The sequence below is a fragment of the Pseudomonas sp. UBA5666 genome (genome assembly GCF_002420785.1).
GTDB lineage: Bacteria > Pseudomonadota > Gammaproteobacteria > Pseudomonadales > Pseudomonadaceae > Aquipseudomonas > Aquipseudomonas fulva.
This window is the reverse complement of sequence record NZ_DIIQ01000005.1, coordinates 14,684-40,087: the sequence shown is the minus strand read 5'-3', so window position 1 is coordinate 40,087 and position 25,404 is coordinate 14,684. Positions and strand designations below refer to the sequence as shown.

The 25,404-nt window shown below is 55.0% G+C and carries 19 protein-coding genes and 3 pseudogenes; 11 read left to right on the top strand and 11 right to left on the bottom strand.

Annotated features, from left to right (window positions below; genetic code table 11):
* Positions 1-11: 11 nt before the first annotated feature.
* Positions 12-599, bottom strand: a complete 588-nt coding sequence (locus B2Y33_RS03715) for a hypothetical protein (RefSeq protein WP_049696539.1) — start codon at positions 597-599, stop codon at positions 12-14.
* Positions 600-865: 266 nt separating this feature from the next.
* On the opposite strand from B2Y33_RS03715, the gene B2Y33_RS03710 reads away from it, so the two are divergent.
* Positions 866-1,087 carry a hypothetical protein gene (locus B2Y33_RS03710; RefSeq protein ID WP_003253450.1) on the top strand — a complete coding sequence of 74 codons (222 nt, stop codon included), beginning with the start codon at positions 866-868 and terminating at the stop codon, positions 1,085-1,087.
* Between the two features lie 82 nt (positions 1,088-1,169).
* On the opposite strand, the pseudogene B2Y33_RS03705 reads toward B2Y33_RS03710, so the two are convergent.
* A pseudogene (locus tag B2Y33_RS03705) lies at positions 1,170-1,976 on the bottom strand (phospholipid carrier-dependent glycosyltransferase); the annotation flags it as partial.
* 33 nt (positions 1,977-2,009) lie between these two features.
* Here B2Y33_RS03705 and B2Y33_RS03700 point away from each other — a divergent pair.
* Positions 2,010-4,130: an aconitate hydratase gene (locus tag B2Y33_RS03700; RefSeq protein WP_230382524.1), complete on the top strand. Its 2,121-nt coding sequence runs from the start codon at positions 2,010-2,012 to the stop codon at positions 4,128-4,130.
* 155 nt (positions 4,131-4,285) lie between these two features.
* On the opposite strand, the gene B2Y33_RS03695 is transcribed toward B2Y33_RS03700, so the two are convergent.
* From B2Y33_RS03695 to B2Y33_RS03675, 5 genes are all read right to left on the bottom strand, one after another.
* The gene (locus B2Y33_RS03695; protein ID WP_049696540.1) at positions 4,286-6,283 is read right to left on the bottom strand and encodes a heavy metal translocating P-type ATPase; all 1,998 of its coding nucleotides are present in this window, start codon (positions 6,281-6,283) and stop codon (positions 4,286-4,288) included.
* A gap of 202 nt (positions 6,284-6,485) precedes the next feature.
* Positions 6,486-6,809 carry a DUF2790 domain-containing protein gene (locus B2Y33_RS03690; RefSeq protein ID WP_049696541.1) on the bottom strand — a complete coding sequence of 108 codons (324 nt, stop codon included), beginning with the start codon at positions 6,807-6,809 and terminating at the stop codon, positions 6,486-6,488.
* 162 nt (positions 6,810-6,971) lie between these two features.
* A complete protein-coding gene (locus B2Y33_RS03685) occupies positions 6,972-10,133 on the bottom strand; it encodes a CusA/CzcA family heavy metal efflux RND transporter (protein ID WP_049696542.1) in 3,162 nt (1,053 codons plus the stop codon).
* Between the two features lie 24 nt (positions 10,134-10,157).
* Positions 10,158-11,408, bottom strand: a complete 1,251-nt coding sequence (locus B2Y33_RS03680) for an efflux RND transporter periplasmic adaptor subunit (protein ID WP_049696543.1) — start codon at positions 11,406-11,408, stop codon at positions 10,158-10,160.
* Positions 11,409-11,476: 68 nt separating this feature from the next.
* Positions 11,477-12,748, bottom strand: coding sequence for a TolC family protein (locus B2Y33_RS03675; protein WP_132579171.1), 1,272 nt, complete (start codon positions 12,746-12,748; stop codon positions 11,477-11,479).
* A gap of 404 nt (positions 12,749-13,152) precedes the next feature.
* Between B2Y33_RS03675 and B2Y33_RS03670 the strand changes: the two genes are divergently transcribed.
* Together B2Y33_RS03670 and B2Y33_RS03665 are read left to right on the top strand one after the other, a co-directional pair.
* Entirely contained in the window at positions 13,153-14,496 is a 1,344-nt protein-coding gene (locus B2Y33_RS03670) for an OprD family porin (RefSeq protein ID WP_049696545.1), read from the top strand.
* Positions 14,497-14,984: 488 nt separating this feature from the next.
* Complete coding sequence (locus tag B2Y33_RS03665) at positions 14,985-15,659, top strand: heavy metal response regulator transcription factor (protein WP_003253420.1); 675 nt, start codon at positions 14,985-14,987, stop codon at positions 15,657-15,659.
* A gap of 236 nt (positions 15,660-15,895) precedes the next feature.
* Here the strand turns inward: B2Y33_RS03665 and B2Y33_RS03660 are convergent, their stop codons facing one another.
* The 3 genes from B2Y33_RS03660 to B2Y33_RS03650 all read right to left on the bottom strand — a co-directional run bounded on the left by B2Y33_RS03660 (position 15,896) and on the right by B2Y33_RS03650 (position 18,505).
* Complete coding sequence (locus B2Y33_RS03660) at positions 15,896-16,438, bottom strand: hypothetical protein (RefSeq protein WP_049696546.1); 543 nt, start codon at positions 16,436-16,438, stop codon at positions 15,896-15,898.
* A 187-nt stretch (positions 16,439-16,625) separates the two neighbouring features.
* Complete coding sequence (locus B2Y33_RS03655) at positions 16,626-18,023, bottom strand: hypothetical protein (protein ID WP_241194985.1); 1,398 nt, start codon at positions 18,021-18,023, stop codon at positions 16,626-16,628.
* An 80-nt stretch (positions 18,024-18,103) separates the two neighbouring features.
* Positions 18,104-18,505, bottom strand: a complete 402-nt coding sequence (locus tag B2Y33_RS03650) for a hypothetical protein (protein WP_177413055.1) — start codon at positions 18,503-18,505, stop codon at positions 18,104-18,106.
* 314 nt (positions 18,506-18,819) lie between these two features.
* Here B2Y33_RS03650 and B2Y33_RS03645 point away from each other — a divergent pair, with 314 nt between their 5' ends.
* The 3 genes and pseudogenes from B2Y33_RS03645 to B2Y33_RS03635 all read left to right on the top strand — a co-directional run.
* A complete protein-coding gene (locus B2Y33_RS03645) occupies positions 18,820-19,863 on the top strand; it encodes an AAA family ATPase (protein WP_049696548.1) in 1,044 nt (347 codons plus the stop codon).
* Positions 19,827-22,301 (top strand): S8 family peptidase, encoded by a 2,475-nt coding sequence (locus B2Y33_RS03640; RefSeq protein ID WP_128611064.1) that lies wholly within the window; start codon positions 19,827-19,829, stop codon positions 22,299-22,301. The genes B2Y33_RS03645 and B2Y33_RS03640 overlap by 37 nt, the downstream gene beginning before the upstream one ends.
* A gap of 170 nt (positions 22,302-22,471) precedes the next feature.
* Positions 22,472-22,870 (top strand): annotated as a pseudogene (locus B2Y33_RS03635) (IS66 family transposase); the annotation flags it as partial.
* Between the two features lie 268 nt (positions 22,871-23,138).
* Here B2Y33_RS03635 and B2Y33_RS03630 read toward each other — a convergent pair.
* Positions 23,139-23,591 carry a hypothetical protein gene (locus B2Y33_RS03630; RefSeq protein ID WP_049696550.1) on the bottom strand — a complete coding sequence of 151 codons (453 nt, stop codon included), beginning with the start codon at positions 23,589-23,591 and terminating at the stop codon, positions 23,139-23,141.
* An 85-nt stretch (positions 23,592-23,676) separates the two neighbouring features.
* Here B2Y33_RS03630 and B2Y33_RS03625 point away from each other — a divergent pair, with 85 nt between their 5' ends.
* The 4 genes and pseudogenes from B2Y33_RS03625 to B2Y33_RS23125 form a co-directional block, all read left to right on the top strand.
* Positions 23,677-23,964 (top strand): helix-turn-helix domain-containing protein, encoded by a 288-nt coding sequence (locus B2Y33_RS03625; RefSeq protein ID WP_049696551.1) that lies wholly within the window; start codon positions 23,677-23,679, stop codon positions 23,962-23,964.
* A gap of 321 nt (positions 23,965-24,285) precedes the next feature.
* A complete protein-coding gene (locus tag B2Y33_RS23130; RefSeq protein ID WP_080992911.1) occupies positions 24,286-24,552 on the top strand; it encodes an antitoxin Xre/MbcA/ParS toxin-binding domain-containing protein in 267 nt (88 codons plus the stop codon).
* Between the two features lie 58 nt (positions 24,553-24,610).
* Entirely contained in the window at positions 24,611-25,210 is a 600-nt protein-coding gene (locus tag B2Y33_RS03620; RefSeq protein WP_080992912.1) for a DUF6088 family protein, read from the top strand.
* A pseudogene (locus B2Y33_RS23125) lies at positions 25,211-25,360 on the top strand (IS3 family transposase); the annotation flags it as partial.
* Between the last annotated feature and the right edge of the window lie 44 nt (positions 25,361-25,404).

Sequence of the window (25,404 nt, the reverse complement as noted above, 5' to 3'; positions counted from 1 at the left end):
GCCTCAATGCATCAGTGCCGGAGGACCACAGGGTCCATGGGCGACCGCAGAATCACCGACTTGATGATCTTCTGCTCGTCAGGATTGGCATTCTTCCACAGGTGGGAGAAGTACTGAGCATTCACTTTCTCTTGAGCACTTACGCTGCCGGCGGCATCGATCAGGCGCATGGTCGAGTAGACACAGATCAGCGCGAGAATGAAGAACGCCGTGGCGACCACCATCACATAACGCTTGGCCAGCACCGGAGCACGCTTGAGCTCCTGGATAGAGGCATCCGCAGCCTTTGTCGCTGCTGTAAGCTCCGAGATCAGTGGCTGGATGGCGGTGTCGACTCCCCGGCATGCAGCTGAATACGCTGAAGCAGCGGCGCGCAAGGCAACCTCTTCCGCGTTCGACCAAGCCTTCTCCGCCTTTCGCACCTCCTCCTGAATCTGCCGGCCGACAGCGCCCACCTGCTCCACCAGTTCGTTCGACCTCTCCAGAACAGCGCTGGAGGTGCGCGTCTGCGAGGTCAGCTCATCGAGCTGGACAGTGAGTTTTTCAGTGCAGCGGCGAAAGTCACCGATAGCAACTGCCCAGGGCTCTATGTCATTCATGGCTATCTCCTAGGGCGGCCAACAACGCCGCGCTGAATTAACGCGCTAGATATCAAAATTGTAATTTAAGATAAAATTCGAAGTCGCCCTCGACAGTGCCGAGATAGACATGATCCTTCCAGATTTGAGGATTTAACGCATCCTATCTGCAGCCAAAATTACGGAATTGTAATTATTGACTCACCTTGTCGTTAGCTTCGCGTTCCTAAACTACAAACCAACAAAGGCCGCTATTCAGGCAGGCCTAGTATGAACCGAGGTTCACAATGAAATTTGTCAAATCTATCGCTATTGGCAGCCTGCTGCTGGGTCTCATGGGTACCGCTTACGCTGAAGGCGGCTTCGAGCGAGCGAAACAGTTCAACGAGAACTTCCGAACCGAACAGGCTCGCCTATGGAGCGATGACTCTTCGGACCAGAACAAACAACAAGTCGCTCAAGAGCAAAAGAAAGAAAGCAAGGATGGTAAGGAACAAGCCGACAATTAATCGGCGGTTAAATAGGACTTCAAATGACGAAAGTAATCGACAAAAAAGCCAGGGTAAAACCTGGTTTTTTTGTGCATGGAATTTAGCCTTCGTTCTTGCGAGGCGTTCCCACATTGCTTTCTCCAGCCAGACCCTCGGCACCTTGTTCGGTGCGTTTCCAATGGCACAGCAGGAGCTGGCTAGCGTTCGCTTCCGTGATCGCTGTGCAAGCCAGATCAGCAGGCATTCCATCCTTGCTATCTCTCAAGCGCCTGGACAGGTAGAACGAGCCATCCCGCGGCCACTTGGCAGAATCCTTGAGGTTCTCGGACTTCCCGCTGCTGTAAAACTCCGACGAATAAGAGCGGCGGCCAGGATAGATCAAGGGAGCGGAATGAGCAGACTGCACATTGAGCCAAGCTTGAACGACATCTCGCTGATTCTGAGGGCGCTCCTCTAGTACCCCGGCGTAGATGATGCCCGCACCGCTGATTGGCAACACCAATGCGCTCGCAGCGGCAGCCCAGGTGGTCTTCGGGCCAACTTCGCTGACCCGTGCAGACAGCAGCAATGCCCACGCTGGCAGCGCGGGTAGCAGGTAGGTCCACAGAATGTTGCCTGCAAATGTGAAGAAGACTGGTGTCGCCAAGGCCCACAGCCAGAGGTAGGCTTCGAAGCGCTGCATCGATCCACGCTTGCGGATCAACAGTGGTAGAAACAAGGCCCATGGCAGTAGCGACAATCCGAGCTGGATCCAGATGCTGCCGTACGGCTTGGCATGTGCACTACCATAGAGGTCCCCTGCCCAGTTACTGACGACGTAGCGGCTCCAGTGCTCACCAACGAAGAAGTACTCCATGAAGCCGGGCGTTTTCATCTCGGCCGCGACATACCATGGCACGGATATCCCGACACTTTGGTTGGTACTGATAGTCACACCACCATGATCAACGGTATCGGCGTTCTAGGTTGGGGCGTTGGCGGCATCGAGGCCGAGGCCGGCATGCTCGGCCAGCCCGTGTACATGCTGATGCCTGACGTTGTGGGGGTCGAGCTCAAGGGACAGCTGCGCCCTGGCGTAACCGCTACGGATGCGGTGTTGCTGATTACCCAGACGCTGCGCGGCGCAAAGGTAGTCGGTAAGTTGGTTGAGTTCTATGGTGAAGGTGCTTGCTCGCTGAGCGCTACCGACCGTGCAACGATTGCCAACATGGCTCCTGAGTACGGAGCGACTACCGGCTTCTTCCCCGTCGACGAGAAGACGCTCGACTACTACGCCCAGACTGGGCGTAGTGATAAGCAAATCGAGCTCATAGGTAGTTACTTCAAGGCGCAAGGGCTGTTCGGGTCACCAGCGAACGGCTCGATCGACTACTCCCAGGTCATCGTAATTGACCTAGACGGTATTCAACCTTGTGTTTCTGGGCCTAAACGACCGCAGGATCGGATCGATCTTGGCGCGCTTGGCAACCGCTTTGACGAAGTAATGCAGCAGGATGCGAAAAGCGGTGGCTATGCAAAGAGCGCTGATCAGCTTCAGGAGCGTTATTCGGTACGTGCTCATGATGCAGCAGGCATCGCCCACGACTATGAGATCGGGCATGATGACGTATTGGTGGCTGCGATCACTTCCTGCACCAATACCTCCAATCCAGAACTTCTGATCGCCGCGGGCTTACTGGCTCGCAAGGCTGTACGCCGCGGCCTTAAGGCCAAGCCCTGGGTCAAAACGCTCTTCACGCCTGGCTCTCGTGTGGTAACCGCCTACCTCCAGGATGCAGGCTTGATTGAGCCGTTGAGCCAGCTCGGCTTCGACATCGCCGCTTACGGCTGCGGCGCATGCGTTGGAAACATTGGCCCGCTTGACCCAGCACTGGAGAAGGTCGTGGTTGGCCAGGATCTTGTGTGCAGTGCCGTGCTATCCGGAAACCGAAACTTCGAGGCACGGATCCACGGCAACCTACGTGCAAACTTCTTGGCTAGCCCGCCTTTGGTGATCGCCTTTGCATTGGTAGGGAGCACGCGCCGCGACCTGATGAGCGAGCCATTAGGCTTCGATCCAGATGGCATTCCGGTGATGCTTCACGAGCTATGGCCGAGCAACGATGAAATCAAAGCGCTGTCGGTCAAAGCCGCCAATCCGCATCTGTACAAGGAATGGTACGCGGACCTCACTCGCGACCACGACTTGTGGAATGACATCGTCTCCGCCACCGGTGACGTCTATGACTGGCCTACTTCGACCTACGCTGCTGAGCCAGACTTCTTCGATACCCGTCTCGCCGGCACGCCCATCCGCAACGCTCGCGCCTTGGCGATTCTGGGAGACTCCATTACCACGGATCACATCAGTCCGGCCGGATCTATTACTGAGGATTCCAGCGCCGGTCGCTGGCTCGCCGAGCATGGTGTGAAGCCTCAGGACTTCAATACCTACGGCGCCCGACGTGGTCACTTTGAGGTGATGGTGCGCGGCACCTTCGCCAATGTGCGCCTGAAGAATTTGATGCTGTCAGTCAAGGCTGACGGCGGTGCTGATGAGGGTCCATACACATTGCTGCAACCGACTGGCGAGCGGACCACACTGTTCGATGCCTCTCGTCATTACTTGGAACAGGACGTACCAACACTGATTTTCGCCGGCGAGGAATATGGTACCGGCTCCAGTCGCGACTGGGCTGCGAAGGGCACCCGACTGTTGGGCGTACGCGCCGTAATCGCTAAGAGCTTCGAGCGTATTCATCGCAACAACCTGGCAGGCCTAGGAGTGCTGCCGTTGCAATTCCGTGCTGGTGACGACGCCCGCAGCTTGCACTTGGATGGCACGGAGACGTTCGATCTGCTGAAGATTGAGCAAGGTGTTAAGCCGGGACAGGACGTGATTCTGCGCATCACTCGTCGCGATGGCAGCCAACAGAATGTGTCGCTACTGGCTCGCATCGATACAGCCATTGAGGCCGTCTACTTCCAAAATGGCGGCATCCTGCCTTATGTACTCGACAGCCTGACCGGGCTTGCCTCCACTAATTTGTACAAGAGCAGTGCGATCCAACCACCCCAATAACAGCTGGTGGCAGCTTCAAACTAAAGTCCGAGTTCGGCCAAGCTTCTGCCGAGCTCGGTTGGGCACCAACGTCTCCAATGCGTATCAATTCAGGTGTTTCAACACTGAGCGCTGCTGCAGCTTCCCTGCCACAGACTCATTTCAAAACCCAGTGATCAGGCGACTTTACGGTAGGCCAACAGGCGCAAGGCGTTGAATACGACCAAAAGCGTGGAGCCCTCATGGATGGCAACGGCGGCACCAATGCTCAAACCCATGATGGTTGACGGAACCAAGATGGCCACAATCCCCAAGCTGACGAACAGGTTCTGGCGGATGATCGACCGCGTGTGACGGCTCAGCCCCACCGCAAAGGGGAGTTGCCTGATGTCGTCAGCCATGAGGGCGATATCAGCCGTTTCCAGAGCCACATCGGATCCGGCAGCTCCCATTGCAATGCCCACGCTTGAGTTGGCCATTGCAGGGGCATCATTCACGCCGTCACCCACCATAGCGACACTGGAGCTAAGGCGGAGGTTCTTGATGGCTTTGACCTTGTCCTCCGGCATCAGGTCTCCCCACGCTTCATCCAAGCCAACTTGTCTTGCTACCGCTTCCGCAACCCGGTTGTGGTCACCAGAAATCATGACCATACGGCCGATGCCCATCTCTCTGAGTTTTTGGAGCGCCTCTTTGGCTCCCTCTCGGGGGGTATCCAATAACCCGATAGCGCCCAGATCCTTGTCGGCGCGACGTACCACCATGGTAGTGCGGCCCGACTGACGCAGACGCTCTGCAGCCTCCAAGGCTGCTTTGCTCAGCGCGGGAACACCATCAGTACCGAACATCTCGACCTTGCCAATCCATACGAACTGCCCATCAAGCTCAGCACGCACGCCGCGACCAATCATGTTGCTCATGTTCTTGGCTTGGAATCGGCGCCGTGTGCCAATCATTTCTTCACCGTCACGCACAATTGCCGCAGCCAGCGGGTGGTCGCTCATCGACTCCACAGCGATGGCGACGTTTAGTAAATCCTCAATCTGCGTACCGCCCACGGGTATTACATCGGTGATGCGTGGGCGCCCTTCGGTCAGGGTACCGGTCTTGTCGAATGCCATGGCATTCAAGGAACCAAGCTCTTCAAGCGGCGCACCGCCCTTGATCAATACCCCACCACGGGCTGCCCTGGCGATGCCCGATAGAATGGCGCTTGGTGTTGCGATCGCAAGCGCGCAGGGGCTGGCTGCAACCAGTACGGCCATCGCCCGGTAGAACGAGTCACGGAACGGCTCGTCAAGGAAAATGCCGGCAAACATCAGCCCCACCACCAGCAGCAGAACTAACGGGACGAATACACGTTGGAAGCGGTCCGTGAATCGCTGAGTCGGTGATTTCCTGACTTCAGCTTCACTGACCATCTTGATGACCCGCGCCAGGGTACTTTCCGTGGAGCGCCGTGTTACCTCAACCTCGATGAGCGTTTCGCCATTGATGGTACCGGCGAAGACTTTCGAGGTAGCCTCCACGGCATCTGGTTTGCTGCGGGCGAGTTCGGCATCAGCGACAGGCTGCTTGTCCACGGGGACGCTCTCACCGGTCACTGGCGCCTGGTTGATGCTTGAGGAGCCTACGACTACAAAACCATCGGCCGGCAGGCGATCATTGGGGCGCACGATGACAACGTCACCGGGAACCAGCAGCTCCACGGGTATTTCCGCAGTGCCATTTGCTCTGCGTACGATCGCGGTGGCCGGTGCGAGCTTGGACAGTGCCTCAATCGCTTTCTTGGCCCGCCCCATCGCGTAGCTTTCCAGGGAATGCCCCAGACTGAACAGGAACAGCAGCAGAGCCCCCTCCGCCCAGGCGCCAATGCTTGCAGCACCGGCTGCGGCGAGAAGCATCAGCGAGTCGATCTCGAAGCGTTTCTTGCGGATGTTGTTGATCGCTTCTTTGGTGGTGAACCATCCACCGAACACGTAGGCCGACACATACAGAATCAGGGGCAGACGATCAGTCAGGCCAAGTTTTCCAGCAAGGGCTCCGGCACCCAGGAGAGCACCACAGATCAGCGCGAAAATCAGCTCGGTGTTCATGCCAAAAATGCCGCCATGCTCATGGCTATGACCTTCATGCCCGGCTTGGTCATCAGGGCGCTCAAGCAAACTCTTCATAACTCGTCCCTTCTGGAGTCAAGGCTTCCAATTGCCCTCTGCAGTTGGGAGCCGTCGCTGTTGGTTAGCTAAGATTTATTGCACGGCTTGCCTGGGCCTAGGCGTTAACATTTCGAACCTATGGAGGCATCGGGCGTAATAAAAAATGCCAGGCACTGCCTGGCATTTAGGAATTCTCTAATTGTTCTGTTCAAATCGATTACTACTTGTTGCTGATACATTGCGAATACATTGAGTAACGAACAGTCTTGAGCGTGCCCTGGGAGTCCTCGAAGGTCATCAACCGTGGGTAAACCTGGCAGGTACGGGGGTCCTGCGACTGACGTACGAACTTGGCAACGTCTATCTTCATGCCATATTTGTAATCCTGGATCTCTGGCATTGGCTTGCCATTTTTCTCCGCGTATTTGGCCACTGCGGTCTGGTGTTCCTTAGTGTATTGCAGCTGCTTGCTCTCGGAAAAAGTGTTGGCCTGCGAAGCCACCGAGAAAACAACAAGTGCAGCAGCGATAATTAGCTTTTTCATAAAAACCTCTCAAATTCAAATCTTCTCGGGCGTAACCTTAGCAATGCATAGGCATCACCGGCATGACGAGAAACTTACAATTTTGAAAGGTAAGTGCACCTACTTCACTCTAAACAAAAAAGCCCACAACACGTGTTGTGGGCTTCTCTTTAGCGGAGGCTGTTAGCTAACCACTTCGGCCTCGTCGCCGTCTTCATCTTTGCGGTGTGCCCAGTGATACAGGGCAGGCAATACCAGCAAGGTCAGTGCGGTGGAGGACAGGATCCCGCCAATCACCACCGTTGCCAATGGACGCTGAACTTCTGCACCGGTACCGGTGGCCAAGGCCATCGGGATGAAGCCCAGGGACGCTACCAAGGCTGTCATCAAAACAGGTCGCAGACGGGTCAATGCGCCTTCATCGACTGCCTGCCTGAGCGTTCGTCCCTCCTCCCTTAGCCCACGGATGAAGGCAATCATCACCAGGCCGTTCAGTACTGCAACGCCGGATAGTGCGATGAAGCCAACACCTGCCGAGATCGACAGTGGGATATCCCGCAGCCAGAGCGCCACGACACCACCGGTGAGTGCGAATGGAATACCGGTGAAGACCAGCATGCCGTCCTTCAGGTTGTTGAACATCAGGAACAACAAGGTCATGACCAGCAGCAAGGCGACTGGAACAACGATCTGCAGGCGTTTGGCTGCCGATTGCAGCTGCTCGAACTGGCCACCCCAGGTCGTCCAGTAGCCCGCAGGGATTTGCACCTTCTTATCCAGCGAAGCGGTCGCCTCCTGAACGAAGGACCCCAGGTCGCGGCCTCGAACGTTGGCACTAACGATGACCAGACGTTTGCCGTTTTCGCGGCTGATTTGGTTCGGGCCCAGTTGCAGATCCAGATTAGCGACCTGGGACAGTGGGATGAAACCAATCTGATTGGCACCCTGAGCCGCATTGGCAGGTACCGGGATCAGCAAGCTGGACATTCCCGCTACGTCGGTGCGAACGGTCTCTGGCAGGCGTACTACCATGTCGAACCGACGGTCGCCCTCATACAGCGTGCCGGCCTGGCGGCCACCCACGGCGATAGCGATCGAATTCTGAACATCCGCGATGTTCAGACCGTAGCGTGCTGCTTTTTCGCGGTCGATGTTGATAGTCAGCACCGGCAGGCCGGATGTCTGTTCAACTTTCACTTCCGACGAGCCCGGTACCGCTTTGAGCGCTGCCGCGATCTTGTTGGCGGTGTTGTTAAGCACGTCCATGTCATCGCCGAAGACCTTCACAGCGACGTCACTACGTACGCCCGAAATCAGCTCGTTGAAACGCAACTGGATTGGCTGCGACAACTCATAGTTGCTTCCTGGAACACCCGCAGCGGCCTTCTGCACCTCAGCAATCAGCTCATCGCGTGGCTTCTTGGGGTTAGGCCACTGATCCTGAGGCTTGAGCATGATGTAGGCGTCAGAGGCGTTTGGCGGCATTGGGTCAGACGCAATTTCTGCGGTACCCGAGCGTGCAAACATCCGCTCAACTTCAGGCACCTGCGCTATAACCGCTTTCTCCAGACGCTGCTGCATCTCGACGGACTGAGTGAGGCTCGTTCCAGGCACACGCATGGCCTGAAGCGCAAAGTCGCCCTCACTGAGGCTTGGGATGAACTCGCTACCCATACGACTTGCCAGTACACCGCTGAGCACGACCAAGGCTACTGCGGCCGAGAAAGCGATGTTCCGGTGTCCCAGCACCCATTGAAGAACCGGCTCATAGCGCAGTCGAGCTGTGCGCATGACCACGCCTTCCTCTTCCTTCACCTTGCCAGTGACGAACATGGCAATAGCTGCAGGAACAAAGGTAACGGACAGGATCATTGCACCCAGCAGCGCCATCACGACGGTGAAGGCCATCGGGTGGAACATTTTGCCTTCGACGCCGGTGAGGGCGAAGATCGGCAGGTACACCACCATGATGATCAGCTGGCCGAAGATCAGCGGCCGGCGAGCTTCTCGTGCCGCGGCAAAGACCTCGTGGAAGCGTTCGGTTTTGGTGAGCATGCGGCCATGCTTATGTTGCGCATGAGCCAGTCGACGGATCGCGTTTTCTACAATAACCACGGCACCGTCGACGATGATGCCGAAGTCGAGTGCCCCCAAACTCATTAAGTTGGCACTGACCTTGTTGTTGAACATGCCTGTGAAGGTGAACAGCATGGACAGCGGAATCACCATCGCGGTGATCAGAGCCGCACGAATGTTGCCGAGGAACAGGAACAGAATGGCGATAACCAGGATCGCGCCTTCCACCAGGTTCTTCTTCACCGTCGCGATGGCTTTTTCAACCAGGTTGGTACGGTCGTAAACAGTCACAGCCACCACGCCCTTTGGCAGGGTGCGGTTGATGTCCGCCAATTTGGCGGCGACAGCTTGAGATACGGTGCGGCTGTTTTCACCAATCAGCATGAACACGGTACCGAGCACGACTTCGCGGCCGTTCTCAGTAGCAGCACCTGTACGGAGCTCTTTACCGATGCTGACGTCAGCAACGCTGCTGATGCGAATCGGTGCACCATCCACACTGGTGATCACGATGTTGGCGATGTCTTCGATATTGCCTACCTGACCCGGTGCACGGATGAGCAACTGTTCACCATTACGCTCGATGTAGCCGGCGCCGACGTTGGCGTTGTTACTTTCCAACGCTGCGACCAGGTCATTGAGTGTCAGCTTGTAGGTAGCCAGGCGCTTTGGATCCGGCGCAACCAGGAACTGCTTGGCATAACCGCCGATGGTATTGATCTCGGCCACACCCGGGACGTTACGCAGCTGAGGCTTGATGATCCAGTCCTGGATCACGCGCAGGTCGGTCGGGGTGTACGGCGTACCGTCCTCTTTGACCGCGCCATCTTCGGCTTCAACAGTCCACAGGAAGATCTCGCCGAGGCCGGTAGATACCGGCCCCATGACGGCCTCTACACCTTCTGGCAGCTGTTCCTTCGCAACCTGCAGCCGCTCGTTGATCAACTGGCGGGCAAAGAAGATGTCAGTGCCATCCTTGAAGATCACGGTGACCTGAGACAGGCCAGAGCGAGACAGGGAACGGGTCTGCTGAAGGCCCGGGAGACCGGCCATGGCCGTTTCAACTGGAAACGTGATCCGTTGTTCGGTTTCCAAGGGCGAGTAACCAGGCGCTGCAGTGTTGATCTGCACCTGGACGTTGGTGATATCGGGTACCGCATCGATGGGCAGCTTTTGATAGCTGTAGATACCGATACCCGCCATGATCAGAACAGCGATCATTACTACGATGCGCTGCTCGATGGCGAATCTGATGATACGTTCAAACATGAGAAATCATCCTGTCAGTTCGCATCAGTGACCGTGTTCGGCAGAAGCTTTGCCGAGCTCGGACTTGAGTGTGAAGCTGCCACTGGTTGCTACCTGGGCGCCGGCTTCAATACCGTCGATGATTTCCACGTACCCATTGTCGCGGCGACCCAGTTTTACCGGGCGGGTGTCAAAGCCATCTGGGGTGCGTACGAATACCGAAGGTTTGTCTTCAACGGTCTGCACTGCGTGCTCAGGGACCGCTACGGCAACTCGATCGGTCTGGGAAGTGACCGCAATGTTCACGAACAGGCCTGGACGCCAGGCGCCGTTGGGGTTGGTCAAGGTGACGCGGACAGTAGCTGCACGGTTTTGCTCGCCCAGCAGGCTGCCGACATAACCCACCTTCCCTTCGACCTCGACGTTCATGTCAGGCGAAGAGACTTTCACCGCACGACCAGTCGTGACCTTGCCCAGATCTGTAGGCGGGACGGCGAAGGTTGCCCAAACCTGGTTCAGGTCGGAAAGGATGAAGGCGTTGGTCGCCTCGCTTACGACTTCGCCAACGGTCAGGTGTTTCTCCACTACCACGGCGTCGAAGGGAGCTCGGAGCTCGTATCGATTACCGCCAACGGAGTTAACCGAGGCACCGATCGCGCCGACCTTCTGCTTGGCGTTGGCCAAGGAGATCTCCGCTTCTTGCAACGCTTGGCGTGCTTGGAGGTAGTCTTGCTCTGCAGAGATTTTGTCCTGCCACAGCTCTTTCTCACGCTGGAAGGTCACACGCGCCAGTTCGACGCGACGCTGTGCGGCCTGTTGTTCGCTGCGCAGGTCAGAGATCTGCTGGCTGGCGATTACAGCGAGGACCTGACCCTTTTTGACCGTCTCACCCAGGTCGGCCTGGACAGCCTCAACAACCCCAGGAACACGAGGAACCACGTGGGCAGTACGGTCTTCATCGAAGCGAATTTCGCCCGGGAAGCTCACGACTGTACCCAAGTCACGCGGCGCTGCAGCTTCCAGGGCAACGCCGGCTGCCTTGATCTGTTCGGCGCTGAGCGTCAGCTTGCCTTCTTCTTCACCGCCCTCTTCGCTGTGGCCTTCTTCGCCATGGCCCTCATCACCTTCCTCTTTGGCGGAAGATGCGGCTTTCTTTTCGTCGCCATGGCCATCGTTAGCGCCATGTTCGGCGGTACTGGCGGCCTGCTGTCCTGAACTGTTGTTCCAGGCAAGGCTGCCAAATCCGAGGGCTGCCACAGCGGCTACCGCGAGGGCGATCTTGCGTTTGTTATCCATTGCTACTCCTGCTGATCGTAGGCACCGGCTTGTTCAAGGCTGGGTGCCGAAGAAAATGTTTGGCCCGTTCAGCGAGCGCCGGCAGTTGAGCCGACTTCGCCATAAACCCTTTCCACCTGCGCACGTGCATTGGTTGCCGCTGCCAACGATTCGAGGTATTGGCCACGAGCGACGATCAAGGTGCGCTGGGCATCCAGCACTTCGATGAAGCCGAATTTGCCCATCTCGAAGCCGCGGGTTGCGGTCTCTACGGCTTGTTGGGCTGACGGCAGAATGGTCTTGTCGTATGACTCGACCTCCTGCATGGCGGTGGACCACTGGTTCAACGCGGTTTGGGTTTCGGTACGCAGGCGCAGCTCCACAGCATTGCGCTGGTCTCGGGCCTGATCTGCACGGCGAGAAGCGGAAAGAATGTTGCCCTGGTTACGATCGAACAGCGGCAGCGGCATGGACAGGCTCACAGTGTTGACCCGCTCGCGCACAGAGCGGTCGTACTGGCTACCTACGCTGACAGTAAGGTTCGGGATACGCTGAGCTTTCTCTGAACCGAGCGAGGCATCGCTCTTGTCGATCTGCACCACGGCCTGGCGCATTTCTGCGGTCTGATCCAGCTTTGCCAGCAGCTCTTCAGTCTGCGGAGGAAGTCCCGGGGAGAGGGTTGGCGATTCAAGGCGATCAAAGACGGTCACCGAGCTCCCGGTAATTTGAGCGAGCTGCTGATAAGCGGTTGTCTTTTCCGTTTCGGCACGTCGAACTTGCAGCTTGGCTTCGGCCAGCTGTACCTGGGCGCGGGTCGCCTCTACTGGGGACGACTTACCAGCACGAACACGGCCATCAACGATGCGAAGACCGCGCTCAGTCAGCTCGAGAGATTGCTTCGCCAAGTCGAGGCCAGTCTGGGCACGCAACGCGGCGTAGAAGGCTTGCACGACATCAGCACGCAGACCGTTCACGCGACGGTCCAACTCCAGCTGTGCGGCGGTCTGCCCGTATGTGGCGACGTCAACACGAGCCCCCCGCTTACCACCCAGTTCAAGGGTCTGGCTGAGAGAGACAGTCGTCTGGCTGGTGTTACGGCGGGTGTCTTCCACGTCATACGAGATTGTGGGGTTGGGGATAAGCCCGGCCTGCTTGCGAGCACCATCAGCGATCCCAATCTCTTGCCTGGCTGCGGCCAGGTTGGGGTTGGCATCCATGGCCGTCGAAAGCGCTTGGGGCAAGCTGATGCTTTGGGCAAGGGCTGCAGGTGCCATCAATCCAGAGATGACTGCACAAAGTGCTGCGATCTTCCAGGGCGAGATGGAGGTCTTGGATAAGACATTGCGGTTATACCGGGGCACTTTGATGGTCCTCGTGCACAAACTTCGATAAAGCTTGGCGAGAACGCCGAAACAGCTGCCAAGCCCCACTTGATTAGGTGATGGCACTCTAATGAGCGGTAGCTATCAGAGGGGTGGCTAGAAAATTACAATTTCGTAAGAAAGCCCTGTAATGCCCGTAAATACTGGGAATCCCAAGCCGGCTCTATGATTTCGTTACAAGCAACGGAGATGGCAAACACGCGGTGCGAAGGTGCCGAATAACAGACAGATGACGAAATTGTAATTGTCCTATCACCCTCCCGTTATCTTTGGCCTGCAAATATGAGCTCGCGCTACGCTAGGCGCGCCGCCGGGTCAGAACAACTAACGACACCCGCGCCGGTAAACATAATAAAAACTGCCGTGAATCAAAGGAGCATCGGATGAAAATCAAAGTACCACTGTATTTGGCGGCAGTTTCTGCGCTGTCTGGAAGCTATGCTATTTCGGCACAAGCTGAAGACAAGCCAGAAGGCTTCATTGAAGGCAGCAGCCTTACAGTGCTGAACCGCAACTTCTATTTCAACCGTGATAACCGCGACAGCACCGCTCCCACTTACAACAGTGGCAAGGGCAATACCAACGGCTACTCCGAAGCCTGGGCGCACGCGATCATCAGCAAATTCAACTCTGGGTTTACCCAGGGTACCGTTGGCTTCGGCGTTGACGCCTTCGCCATGATCGGCCTCAAGCTCGACACCGGTGATGGGCGCAACGGCGGCCGTAGCTCCTTCGACGTGCTGCCCGTTGATAACAAGGGTGAAGCTCGCGACGAATACACCAAGGTCGGCGGCGCAGCCAAAGTCCGCTTGTTCGATACCATCGTGAAAGTGGGTGATGTTTTCCCATCGACTCCGGTCGTTGCATCCGGCGACTCACGCCTGCTGCCAGAAAGCTTCCGCGGCGTGACCGTTGAGAACACCAGCATCCAAGGCCTCACCCTTCAGGGTGGTCGACTGCACGCCATGAGCCAACCGGTCTCTAGCAACCTGAACGACAACTTCGTGACCTTCTATGGCGGCCCGGTCAACTCGCCATGGATCGGTTACGGTGGTGGTGACTACTCGATCAACGATAACTGGACTGTGAGCGTCTACGCCAGCCAGCTGAAAGACGTCTGGAATCAGTACTACGCCGGCACCAGCGTTGTTTACCCACTGAACGACGATCTGGCGCTGATCGGTGGCTTCAACTACTACAAAGCTGTAGATGAAGGTAAAAAGCGCCTGGGTGAATTCGACAACAACATCTGGAGTGCCAAGGTCGGCGTGCGTTACGGTGCCCACACCCTGGCCCTGTCGCACCAACGCAACAACGGCGACGACGATTTCGACTACCTGCGTCAGTCGGACTCGATTTTCGTCGACAACTCCATCCAGTACAGCGACTTCAACTCGCCGAAAGAGCGTTCCTGGATGCTGCGCTATGACCTGAACTTCACCAGCTACGGCATTCCAGGCCTGACGTTCATGACCCGCTACGCCAGAGGCTCGGGCGCGGATTACTCGAACGCTAACCAGTTCTACATGCGCACCGACGACAACGGCAACCCGCTCGACAACCAGAAGCGTTGGGAGCGTGACGTCGAAGTCAAATACGTTGTGCAAACCGGTCCGGCAAAAGACTTGTCCTTCCGGTTGCGCCAGGCAACCACGCGTGCCACTGCTTTCGAATCGGATCTGGATGAAACTCGTGTAATCATCGAGTACCCGCTTTCGATTCTGTAATTCGCTAACTGGACCAGTTAATCATTGGCTGGTCCTATTAGTAAAACGAGCATTACGCATTCACCTTGAGTGGCTTAAGTGCTCCTTTGGTAAAAGGTGGATATTTGGCGCCCATTGGGCGCCTTTTTTTTGCCTAGAATTCAAGTAGGCGTTCGATTGTACGCATCGCATGCCGGTGAAGTTCATGACTACACCAATGACCAGTCTCCTCAATGTGAGCGACCTCGCCGTCATCTGAGCGGAACGAAGCCAGCACGAAGAAGAAAATAACCCAATACTTCATAAGGTCAAATCACCTGCTGGAGAGAGGGCCGCAACTGTCAAACCCAAACCGCGACAAGATATACCGCCAGACTATCAACTGTATTACCTAGAAATTACAAATCCGTCATTTGACCCCCGGCACGCTCATTTTGATTTACCATCCCTTTCAATAATGCCGGCGCGCGTGCGCGGTTAATTGCTCAGTGATATCGAGACAAAATCCCATGCGAATTCTGGTAATTGAGGATGAAGTAAAAACTGCGGAGTATGTGCGTCAGGGTCTCACGGAATGTGGCTATGTCGTAGATTGCGTCCACACCGGCTCAGATGGATTATTCTTGGCCAAGCAGCACGAATACGAGCTGATTATTCTTGATATAAACCTGCCAGAGATGGACGGTTGGCAGGTTCTTGAGTTGTTGCGCCGTAAAAATTGCCCTTCCCGCATCATGATGCTGACGGCGAGAAGCCGGCTGGCGGATAAGGTCAGGGGGCTGGAGAACGGCGCAGATGACTACCTGATCAAGCCATTTGAGTTCCCTGAGCTGTTGGCTCGGGTGCGCGCCTTGATGCGTAGGTCAGATCACCCCGCATCCGTAGAGGTCATTCGCGTCGCTGACCTGGAGCTTGATCAGAGCCGGCACAGGGCGTTCAGGGACGGTCAGCGTATTGATTTGACCACCAAAGAATTCGCGTTATTGCACTACTTGATGCGTAACACCGGGGTGGTACTGAGCCGTACGCAGATTATCTCTCAGGTTTGGGATATGAATTTTGACTGCGACACGAACGTTGTTGAGGTGTCGATTCGAAGACTCAGAGCCAAGATAGATGACCCTTTCGAGACCAAGTTGATACATACGCTTCGGGGCGTAGGGTATGTGCTTGAAAAGCGATAATTGCGAAGCTCTCTAATACCGAAAATGGGCTAAATACTCTCGTCGCATGCGCGCTTGGGGTTTCTGTTTGCGATCCGCAGCACTGATTCCTCACCCAACAAATGAGGTAGGCAATCAAGCACGCGGATGCTCGCCTTCTTCATAAAGTCGAAGGCGAGCCTGGCCATTAATGGCTACGTATGCATGGGTAAGAGTTCAGCTGATCGAGCGTCTACTGAGCGCCAGAGGCGGAATAGTCACAGCCTAGTGGTTGAACGCGGTACTGCTGGTGTACGCAGAGCTGGACTCATTGTTTTTTGAATGGCGCATTGCAGCACATAGAAATATAAAATCCCGGAAGAAAATACGATTGCGGACAGGGAAACCATTTCTGAATCTAAAACCCCAGAAATCATATACTGCTTAATCGTGACAGATCCCAGGATGATTCCAGTGCAGTACATGACCCCTGTGAACTGGTTTCCCAAAAAACTCAGGATACCGCTGAAAGCATTATTCGCACTCAGTAGAACTGCTTTCAGAATTGTCCACCCAAGAAGTGGCAGAAAAGCCTTAATCATGAAGGCGAATAACATCGATGATGCGAATAGTTTTATCGGCGTTTCTGCCCACGGCTTGATGGTACCGTCTATTTCAACGCCGGTATACAAGATCACATTCAGAACAAGTGCCATGACGGTGCATATGCCGAGGCGTATCATTTCCCGCTTTAGTGGGGCCATCATTATCACGGCGTGAATCTTGCGTCCGATGAATCGGTTTAGTCCTTGGGTCGACATTTCTCTTCCTATGCTTTCGAGGATGACACTTTTGTAACGTTGTAAGAAGGTCACTCTTTTACCCGAAGAGAGCTGACGCTTCAACGGTTGTGGATTGCGCAGGGGGCTCATGTCCTTCCCTTACTGGGTAGCTTGCTGAGTAATCCTCATCTACCTGCGTGGCAAAGATGCATCCACCCCGTCGCCGTCAGAGCTCGGGAGGACTGGCTGCTGTCAGTAACTCATCAAGTGACGGAACCTTAGCGTTAGCACTCAGGACGAGTGTCCTGGATCGGAGTATTGATACATCATAGAAAGATTCGCACTCGACTCTTCCATTCACTTCTCTCCAGTGGGTGACTTCTGGTATCAGCTCGTTAGGCACCGGATGTAATGCCATAGGGTTATGGAAGACCTCCACTTCAGCAGACCACGGCTCGTAGCCATACTGCGGCCAGAGCTGACCGTAATCGCTGGACGCTACATCCAACAAAAATGGGATACCTCGTGATGCACCTGGAGAACGGTCGAAAAACTCACCAAACCGCAAGTATCGGTACCCGTCTAGATGAGCTCCACCTGAAATCGGCACTCGGCTGAGCTTTGGGACTGTGCAGGCATTGGTGAAAATGACCGCTGAAAGATGGGCATTTTCCCTTAGCGTAAATAGGCCGTTGGGGCGCCCTGATAGCAGAGATGTCTCTTCCTCCACAGTTATCAGCTGCATTCCACGATGCGCAGATGAGTGAACTGAAAAGCCATAGAGATAGCTGATGAGCGACTCCCTGCTCCACAGCATTGAACTGGGTGCATGGAAATCGGCTAAGGCCAGAATGAGCGGCTTACCCTCCACGTGCGGTAGGGATTCGTAACGCTTGTCCAATTTGTTTTGCATGGTCCTCGCAAACCTTTCTGCAGCCGCTCCAAAGAAGCGCTCATGTCGGTCAGCTGGTGGGGGGACCGGCGAGGCGCCAAAATGCTCATACCGCTCTTCCGGGTTGGCTGTCACTGCTTCAACCCAGGCCTCACCTCCCAGCCTATTCTCGATATGAAAATCGGGTGATTCTTTAGGCTGGGTGACCAAGAGTCCCTGCTCACGAAAAATCGCTAATAGGTGGGCCTCCCAAAGGCGGGTGTGAAAATTCTCAGTCTGGCAATCGGGAACCCAATTTCTGTCTGGAGATGGCAGTGCGAGATACAGTTGATTGAGCGCCCACGCCCCAATACGGCGGCTTGGATCAAATAGTGATTTGAACACCACGCTTGGTGCGCGCTTACCCATTCTGCTTAAAGGAGCACGTCGTCGTTCGCCTGAGGGGAGTGGAAGCGGATGGGCTTGGGTATTGAGAAAATGGCTAATTGAGGCGCGGGCTTCGGACTCGCGAGCGGTGCACTCACCATGGCTGAGGAGCACCCACACGCTATCGACACGACGCCGTAAGGTGACTACTCCGAAGCTGCCGGACTGGATATTTCGGGTTAGAGCGGCACAAGAAAGTCCGTCCTCACTAAGCCATGCCCCTACTGGCGGGCTGTCTCCAAACCCCAACCCTCGTGGAAGCGACAAAGCGATTAGATCGAACATCGGCGCAGCAATTTCTTTCATTCACTGATCTCGGCAGCCGTGAAATGCATTCCTTCAATGCCTCGGAGCGTGCCCGCCGGCGATGGCATCGGTGGAGGTACCTATTGAAGGAGGGGGCTTTGCTCCACCAGGACGTCTCGGTTGGTGAAGATGGTCTCAATGGTTGCAGCCTCGGCAGCCACATGAGTCTTGCGCGTAATCTCTTCGAGGGCCAGTTCGAGCCGGTAGTCTTGGAAATACTCGTACAGCTTTTCAGAGCTCTCGGATATCTCCTCCCCACCATTCTTTGCGAACAAGATGTGGATGATCGCTGCGAGTGGGAGGGAGATGTCGAGATCCTTCTCTTCTGCATCCGACTCCGAGTTCAAACCGTCGAAATACCTCTCCAGATGATTCTGGAGCTCCTCAAGCCAGAACTGAGATAGGTTGCTAGGTAGGGTGCTTTCAGGCCCAGCCAAAAGGACTTCATCTCTGAATCGAGCCAGCAGATTGGGGTTTGCCATGGAGGACCTCACGATTAGATTTGAGAGCAACTGGTCAGCATAGTCCACCTCAAAATGACCACCTCCTTGACGCCTATCCTGGTGCTCCTGATCCTCAGACGAGGTCTGAATGGGGGCGATCCCTCAAACTCAAATCAGGACACCGCTCATAGGAATAGAGTCGTCTCCCTTGACTCTAACTGCTACCATGGTGGCATAACGTAATCCTGCTTTGGCGAGCAGGATGCGAGTCATTGAGTCCCTCCTATCCTGAGCACCGCGTCGTCGCCATAGCCACGGATTGGGCATTTTTTTGCAGAGATCAGGTAACAGAAATGGCCAGCGCCGAACAGCTCAAAGCGCTCGTGAAATCTCACATCGAACGGGATGACAGTCAGTTCTATTCCGTAGCGATGCAGGTTGCCGCACGCGAAGCTAAATCGGGCCATGGCAAGCTCGCGACCGATCTGCGCGACATGATCGATGCTGCTAAAAGCAGCGTGAGTCTTGAAGGTCGACGCAATAGCCCCACACCCCTTGCCAAGCCTCGCGGCGAAATGGCGGGCTTGCTGAGCGTTACCTACCCAAAAGATCGTTTCGTTGAAATGGTTCTCGACGACGCAGCATCAGCTCAGTTGCAACGAGTGCTGAAAGAGCAACGAATGTTTTCTCGTCTACGAGAGCATGGGCTTTCTCCTCGCAGGAAGGTGCTGTTGGTAGGCCCCCCAGGAACGGGTAAATCCATGACTGCATCCGCTCTTGCTGGTGAGCTCGGGGTACCGCTCTTTCTTGTCCGTTTGGACACGCTTATTACCAAGTTTATGGGTGAAACTGCGGCGAAGCTGAGGCAGGTTTTTGATGCCATAGCTGAAGTCCGTGGTGTCTATTTTTTTGATGAGTTCGACGCAATTGGTTCCCAGCGTGGAATGCCAAACGATGTTGGCGAGATACGCCGGGTACTCAATAGCTTTTTGATGATGATCGAAGAAGACCAGTCAAATAGCCTAATCATTGCCGCGACTAATCACCCCGAGATCCTTGACTACGCCTTATTTCGTCGTTTCGATGACGTCATCGAGTATCACTTACCGACTGCTGAACAAGCATCGAGTCTTATTCGTTCGCGGCTTGGACATTTCGCGCCTAAACCTTTTTCAACCAAGGCCATTGGGGAAAAGGCTGCAGGTTTGAGCTATGCCGAAATCCGGCGGGCGGTGGATGACGCTATCAAAGATGCCGTTATGCACGATGAAGAACGCGTCAAAGGACAGACGCTGGGCAAGGCATTGATGGACCGCCAACTGCTCAGCCAGAAATTGGCAAAACAACGTAGCAGCGAGCCATGCCGGACAAAAGAAACGCAAAGCGTGAACACTTAATACTGCCAAAAAATTCTAAGCCGAGAGATTTCACGGCACATGCCTCTAAGGGTGGCGTAAAACCGCAGATCCCAGATTTGCCAAGGCAGCAGCATGGTGCGTCACTTCAGCATCAACTGCACGCATTGAAGCCAATGGCCGAAGCAGCTAAGAACTTTCAACAGGGGATAGATGTTGAAAGCGGCTTGGGCTTGCAAATCCAGTTCGTCGGTCAGCCCGATGTGGAAATGGCTTTCCAAAGCCTTGGTGATGAGCGCAAGAAAATCGAACTCCTCAGCGTACGCCAAGAGGGAGACCAGACCATTGCCAACGTCTTCGTCCCCGATGGCAAGCTTGACCACTTTGAGAGGATCGTTACGGAGTACCTTCAGGAGAAGAAGGACAAGAATGGTAATCCCCGAGACCACCGTAACCTAGTCAACACGATCGAATCGATTCGCAACGCCGAGTTGGAAGCGTTATGGACAGACGATCCAGATTTGCTGCCGGACGACAAATCAAAAGAGTTTTGGTGGGAGGTGTGGCTTCCGGTACGAGGTGCGCGCCAGGCCGTTATTAACGATTTCACTAAGATCGTCGAAGGTAGTGGATGCGTAGTCAGCGAAGCACGAGCTGATTTTCCCGAACGAACTGTGGTGCTGATGAAAGGTTCCCAGCGCCAATTCTCGCAATCGGTGATGGGGCTCAACTGTGTCGCTGAGCTTCGTCGAGCCAAAGAAACCGCAGACAGCTTCGATGACTTGGCCAATGAAGAGCAAATCGAATGGCTGGATGAATTGGTTGCGAGAACTGATTTCCCAGCAGTCAATCGTCACGCTCCCAGGATTTGTTTGCTGGATTCTGGTGTCAATCGCGCCCACCCCTTGCTCAGTCGACTGATCGAGGAAGAGGATACTCACACCGTTAACCCTCAGTGGGGTAAGCACGATGAGGAGAACCACGGCACCGGCATGGCAGCCCTCGCAGCCTATGGCGATCTTACCGACTGCCTATCATCACTTGAACGTGTGAGCATTCATCATCGGCTTGAGTCGGTGAAGCTTCTTCCAAGCCATGGGGCGAACGAGGGGAACGCACTGCTTCATGCATCTCTTTTTGCTGAAGGGGTGGCGCGACCAGAAATTAGCCACGCGGATCGATCCAGGGTCTTTAATTCAGCAGTTAGCGCCGAGGACTATCGTGACCGCGGTCGCCCATCCTCCTGGTCTTCAAAGCTGGATAGCCTGGCTGCGGATGCCGATAACGAAGGTGAGTTCCCCAGGCTGTTTATCCAATCGGCCGGGAACATTCGCGACATCAACGCTTGGATGCTTTATCCCGCGAGCTTGAGCACCAACCTGATCCATGATCCGGGGCAGGCTTGGAACGCTCTGACAGTGGGTGCCTGTACCCGTAAAATGGACACGAGACCCACTGCCTATGAACCAATAGCGCAAGAGGGTGGGCTCAGCCCCTTCACCACAACCTCTGCTACGTGGGAAAGTGCCTGGCCATTGAAACCGGACGTGGTTTTTGAGGGGGGCAATGCTGCCAAGGACCGATATGGCGCAGCCGGGATGGCGAGCCTTAATTTGCTCACCGCCAAGAATGAGTTCGAGGCAAGACGATTCTGTACCTTTAACGCTACGAGCGCAGCGTCGGCATTGTGCTCTCGTATGGCGGCCCAAATTCTGGTTCAGTATCCGACCTTGCGTCCAGAGACAGTCCGCGCCCTGATTGTTCACTCAGCGGATTGGTCGGAAGCTATGCGCGACGCTTATCTTCCTGCTCGCCCAGTGAAATCGGACTACGTAAACCTCATTCGACATGCCGGCTGGGGAGAGCCGAGTCTTGAGCGTGCTCTTTGGAGTGCGAGCAACTCTCTGACTTTGGTGGTGGAAGATCAGCTCTATCCTTATAAGAAAGGTAAGGGGAAGATCGATACGAAGGAGATGAACCTCCACAACATCCCGTGGCCAAAGGACGAGCTTGAAGCTCTACAAGGTGCTGAGGTGGAGATGAAGGTCACCCTTTCGTATTTCGTCGAGCCGAATCCCTCTGCTCGCGGCTCCGCGTCCAAATATCACTACCCATCGCACCGCCTACGATTCGATGTTAAGCGGCCTTTGGAAGGTCCTGATGATTTTGTGGGGCGCGTAAATGCGGCTGCTGAGCAAGTGAATGAAGGGATGGCGCCGAAGGATCCCGACTGGCTCCTCGGGGGCCAATACAGGCACAAAGGGTCCATTCACCAAGACATTTGGAAAGGCACTGCTGCTGATCTCGCAAGCCGTGGCTTGCTGGCTGTGTTTCCTGGAATGGGTTGGTGGAGAACCCGGCCTAATCTCAACCGGTACGCGCTCCCCGCTCGTTACAGTCTGATCATCTCTATCAAAACCCCGGAGGCGGAGGTCGATCTGTATACCGCGGTCGAAAACAAGCTAGCAATCCTGGTGTAAAGATCGTTGAAGCGACTCACTGCTCCCGCCTCACAATAGAGATAAGGTCAATTTTTCTGAGAGAGCGGTAGGCGATTATCAGTTATTTTGTGAATTTCGCATGGCCGATTCACAGAGGAAGTGGCAGTTTTTCCCAGTTTACTGAACACCTAATGTCACCTTTTTTGTGAACCTACAGGGCCTACGCTTGGGCCTGGGCCTACAGCACGACACCGTTTTCGGCGCTCAAAGTCGTGGTGTACGACTTCAGCCCAAGCCGTGCCGGTGAACATGCACGCAATTTCCTGGGCGACTGGAACGGCAAGCTGGTTTGCGATGATTTCGCTGGTTACAAAGCTGGTTTTGAGCAAGGCATCGCTGAAACCGGCTGCATGGCTCATGCACGTCGCAAGTTTTTCGATCTGCACGTAGCTAACAAAAGTCAGCTGGCCGAACAAGCGCTGTACTCGATCAGCGACTTGTAAGAGGTCGAGCGCCAAGCGCGTGACATGAGTGATGAGGATCGCGGGCGAATACGTCAGGAAATGGCGACGCCGATCCTCAAAACAATGCATAACTGGATGTTGGCCTAGCGCGACCTGGTGCCCATTGGGTCAGCCACGGCCAAAGCCCATGGGCGATTCACGCAACCAGTTGACTGCTGAGCGAAAACCTCCGTAGCTTAGCGACAGGAGATCAAAGAGTGAGGACGAAAAATACAGAAACTCGTCTCCGTTATGATGATACTGCTTAGAGGTACCATATACTCTTAGCTAGGGGAATGACGCTAAAGCACTCGCTTTGCCTTCAAAGCAGTCGTAAGAATCGTAACGACAAATAAAATGCACGCCCCTTAACTCATCCACCCACGCGCAGATCGCGATCAGCCGAAAAAATAATCTCTGTGACCTTGAGGTTCTCTCGATGAGGCGAGTGATGAATGCTGTAGCAGGCCCCGCCTACTACCTTATAGATATAGCCCTCTTCCGTCCCTGAGGCGTCTTCAGCAATGCTCACTTCCTGAAGCGGTTCCATCACCCAGTCTTTCCCACCTCTCATGTGGCCAGGAGACATCAGATGTGCCTGCGCGATCCATGAGCAGTCATCAAGCTCCGAAAGCATCTGTTTAAGTATCGGTACCGTAGGGATCATCAGCATGCTGCCCACGATGTCATCACCATAATCGCGCACGAGCTCCACGTAAAACCATGGGTAGTGCAGCTCCAGCTCAATAAATTTCCAGCGGCGACTGGAAGGTTCTCCGAAAATGTCGGCTGAGCTGAGTTCAGCGTGCCTGTAGGTCTTGAACATCGAAAAATCCTCAAAATATTAACAATAGTTAATGGATGTCCGACGTTCAAGACGGCTTCATCATTCCTTTTGTAGGAATGAAAAAATGGAACTGAAACAGGCATTTGGGAAAGCAATGAGGCAGCTCAGAAAATCCCGCAACCTTAACCAAGAAGATTTCGGTGGCCACAGCAGCCAAACCTACCTCAGCCAACTGGAAGCCGGAGGAAAAGGCCCTACCCTCGAAATGGTGCATGGGCTCGCCTCTGCCATGAATGTCCATCCTTTGACGATCTTGACCCAGTGCTACCTTTTTATGGACAAGGATGCCACTCTGGATTCAATCATTCAGCGCGTTCGTGAGGAGCTCAGCGTGACGCCATCGGACCGATGAGGATGGGCATCTGCACCCTTCAGCATGGGCTGAGATGTCCTGTCTGATGCAACCAAATTCTGCGCTTCCTGACCCATTGGCTGGGTTGCGCCTGGGCCCTACCTATGAGGGAAAGGAGAGACATTGAAAGGCCGGCGGAAGGTAAAGACTGAGAAGTGGCGTATCAAGTCGGAACAGGAAGGCAGCGCCCAAGAGCTTCTGCGAGGGCGGGCACAGACGCGAGGAAGGTTCCTCGATATAGCCGCACAAGCCGGCAAGAGAATGGAACCCGTTGGCCGACTAGCCGGTTGAGAGATACGCTTTCACATTTGAGGTGTGCAAATGAACGATCCTCAGATACTAGCGCTTTGCCCCAGTTCACCGCTGGGATGCTGGAGCATCGTCCACCGATGCTACAAAGGAAGGTGCGAGCAAATCTTGCACCTGGCGACGCGAGTGCTTGGCAGTCGAGTGCTCGCCGCGCAATGGCTATACAAACCAGCGATCGGGCTAAGTCATCAGGTACCTTGCATCATCCTGATAAGTCGATCGGGCTATCAGCAAGTGGTGACACTTCTAGAACGAATTGAACACGGCGTCTACGCTTAACGCCGCAAGGTTCCATGCCAGAGGACCTGTCCACTACTCGTCTGACATAGGTTTAGCTGTGTCTATCGCAGAGTCTATATCGAACCGAATCAAGCGTATGCCTAAGGGAAGGCCCTTTGTTAGAGCCGTATTCGAGCGAGCCGGCTCTCGCTCCGCGGTAAACAAAGCTCTTTCTCGAATGGTGCTCAGGGGTTCCCTGGAGCGCGTTGCCCGCGGCGTTTACATGCGTCCCAAGCACAGCCAATACACGGGTAAAAGGGTTCGAGCCAACCCGCTTTCTGTATTGGAAGCCGTCGCTAGGGCAAGAGGCGAGACTATCCAGATCCATGGTGCAGAAGCTGTTCGTCGACTGGGGCTGAGTGTTCAGATGCAGGTCCTGCCTACTTACTACACCAGCGGGACGACACGTGAGATCAAGATCGGTAACGCGGTTGTTAGGCTGCGCCATGCGTCTCGCCAACGACTCCAGCAAGCTGGAACGCCAATAGGGACGGCCCTGACCGCTTTTTGGTATCTCGGAGAAAATGGGGTGGATGAGCAGGTCGCGAGCAAGATTGTCAGCTCGCTCAGCGCTGAAGAGTTCAAAAGGCTCATGGAATGCAAAATGCCTAAGTGGATGCGCTCAGCACTGGCCAACTACGCTCGAAATGTGAACTGAAAAATTCTGAACCGGGAGCGAATCCGACGAAAAATCTACGCAACGCATTACGAAGGCCGGAGTTGTATTTTCGATTACATGGAGATACTCATAAACGCCGGTGCGGCATATATTATGCAACTGTTGCCAGTAGAGCACGAGAAACGCTAGATCATGAACTTAGAGAGCACCGAGGAAACCAGTGGCGACTCTAA

Bases quoted from the DNA above. Each gene is read 5' to 3' on its own strand.
- B2Y33_RS03680 (WP_049696543.1), bottom strand. From the start codon at position 11,408: ATGGATAACAAACGCAAGATCGCCCTCGCGGTAGCCGCTGTGGCAGCC.
- B2Y33_RS03695 (WP_049696540.1), bottom strand. From the start codon at position 6,283: ATGAAGAGTTTGCTTGAGCGCCCTGATGACCAAGCCGGGCATGAAGGT.
- B2Y33_RS03670 (WP_049696545.1), top strand. From the start codon at position 13,153: ATGAAAATCAAAGTACCACTGTATTTGGCGGCAGTTTCTGCGCTGTCT.
- B2Y33_RS03690 (WP_049696541.1), bottom strand. From the start codon at position 6,809: ATGAAAAAGCTAATTATCGCTGCTGCACTTGTTGTTTTCTCGGTGGCT.
- B2Y33_RS03685 (WP_049696542.1), bottom strand. From the start codon at position 10,133: ATGTTTGAACGTATCATCAGATTCGCCATCGAGCAGCGCATCGTAGTA.
- B2Y33_RS03710 (WP_003253450.1), top strand. From the start codon at position 866: ATGAAATTTGTCAAATCTATCGCTATTGGCAGCCTGCTGCTGGGTCTC.
- B2Y33_RS03650 (WP_177413055.1), bottom strand. From the start codon at position 18,505: ATGGCAAACCCCAATCTGCTGGCTCGATTCAGAGATGAAGTCCTTTTG.
- B2Y33_RS23130 (WP_080992911.1), top strand. From the start codon at position 24,286: ATGAACGATCCTCAGATACTAGCGCTTTGCCCCAGTTCACCGCTGGGA.
- B2Y33_RS03660 (WP_049696546.1), bottom strand. From the start codon at position 16,438: ATGTCGACCCAAGGACTAAACCGATTCATCGGACGCAAGATTCACGCC.
- B2Y33_RS03665 (WP_003253420.1), top strand. From the start codon at position 14,985: ATGCGAATTCTGGTAATTGAGGATGAAGTAAAAACTGCGGAGTATGTG.
- B2Y33_RS03625 (WP_049696551.1), top strand. From the start codon at position 23,677: ATGGAACTGAAACAGGCATTTGGGAAAGCAATGAGGCAGCTCAGAAAA.
- B2Y33_RS03655 (WP_241194985.1), bottom strand. From the start codon at position 18,023: ATGAAAGAAATTGCTGCGCCGATGTTCGATCTAATCGCTTTGTCGCTT.
- B2Y33_RS03715 (WP_049696539.1), bottom strand. From the start codon at position 599: ATGAATGACATAGAGCCCTGGGCAGTTGCTATCGGTGACTTTCGCCGC.
- B2Y33_RS03645 (WP_049696548.1), top strand. From the start codon at position 18,820: ATGGCCAGCGCCGAACAGCTCAAAGCGCTCGTGAAATCTCACATCGAA.
- B2Y33_RS03700 (WP_230382524.1), top strand. From the start codon at position 2,010: ATGATCAACGGTATCGGCGTTCTAGGTTGGGGCGTTGGCGGCATCGAG.
- B2Y33_RS03640 (WP_128611064.1), top strand. From the start codon at position 19,827: ATGCCGGACAAAAGAAACGCAAAGCGTGAACACTTAATACTGCCAAAA.
- B2Y33_RS03630 (WP_049696550.1), bottom strand. From the start codon at position 23,591: ATGTTCAAGACCTACAGGCACGCTGAACTCAGCTCAGCCGACATTTTC.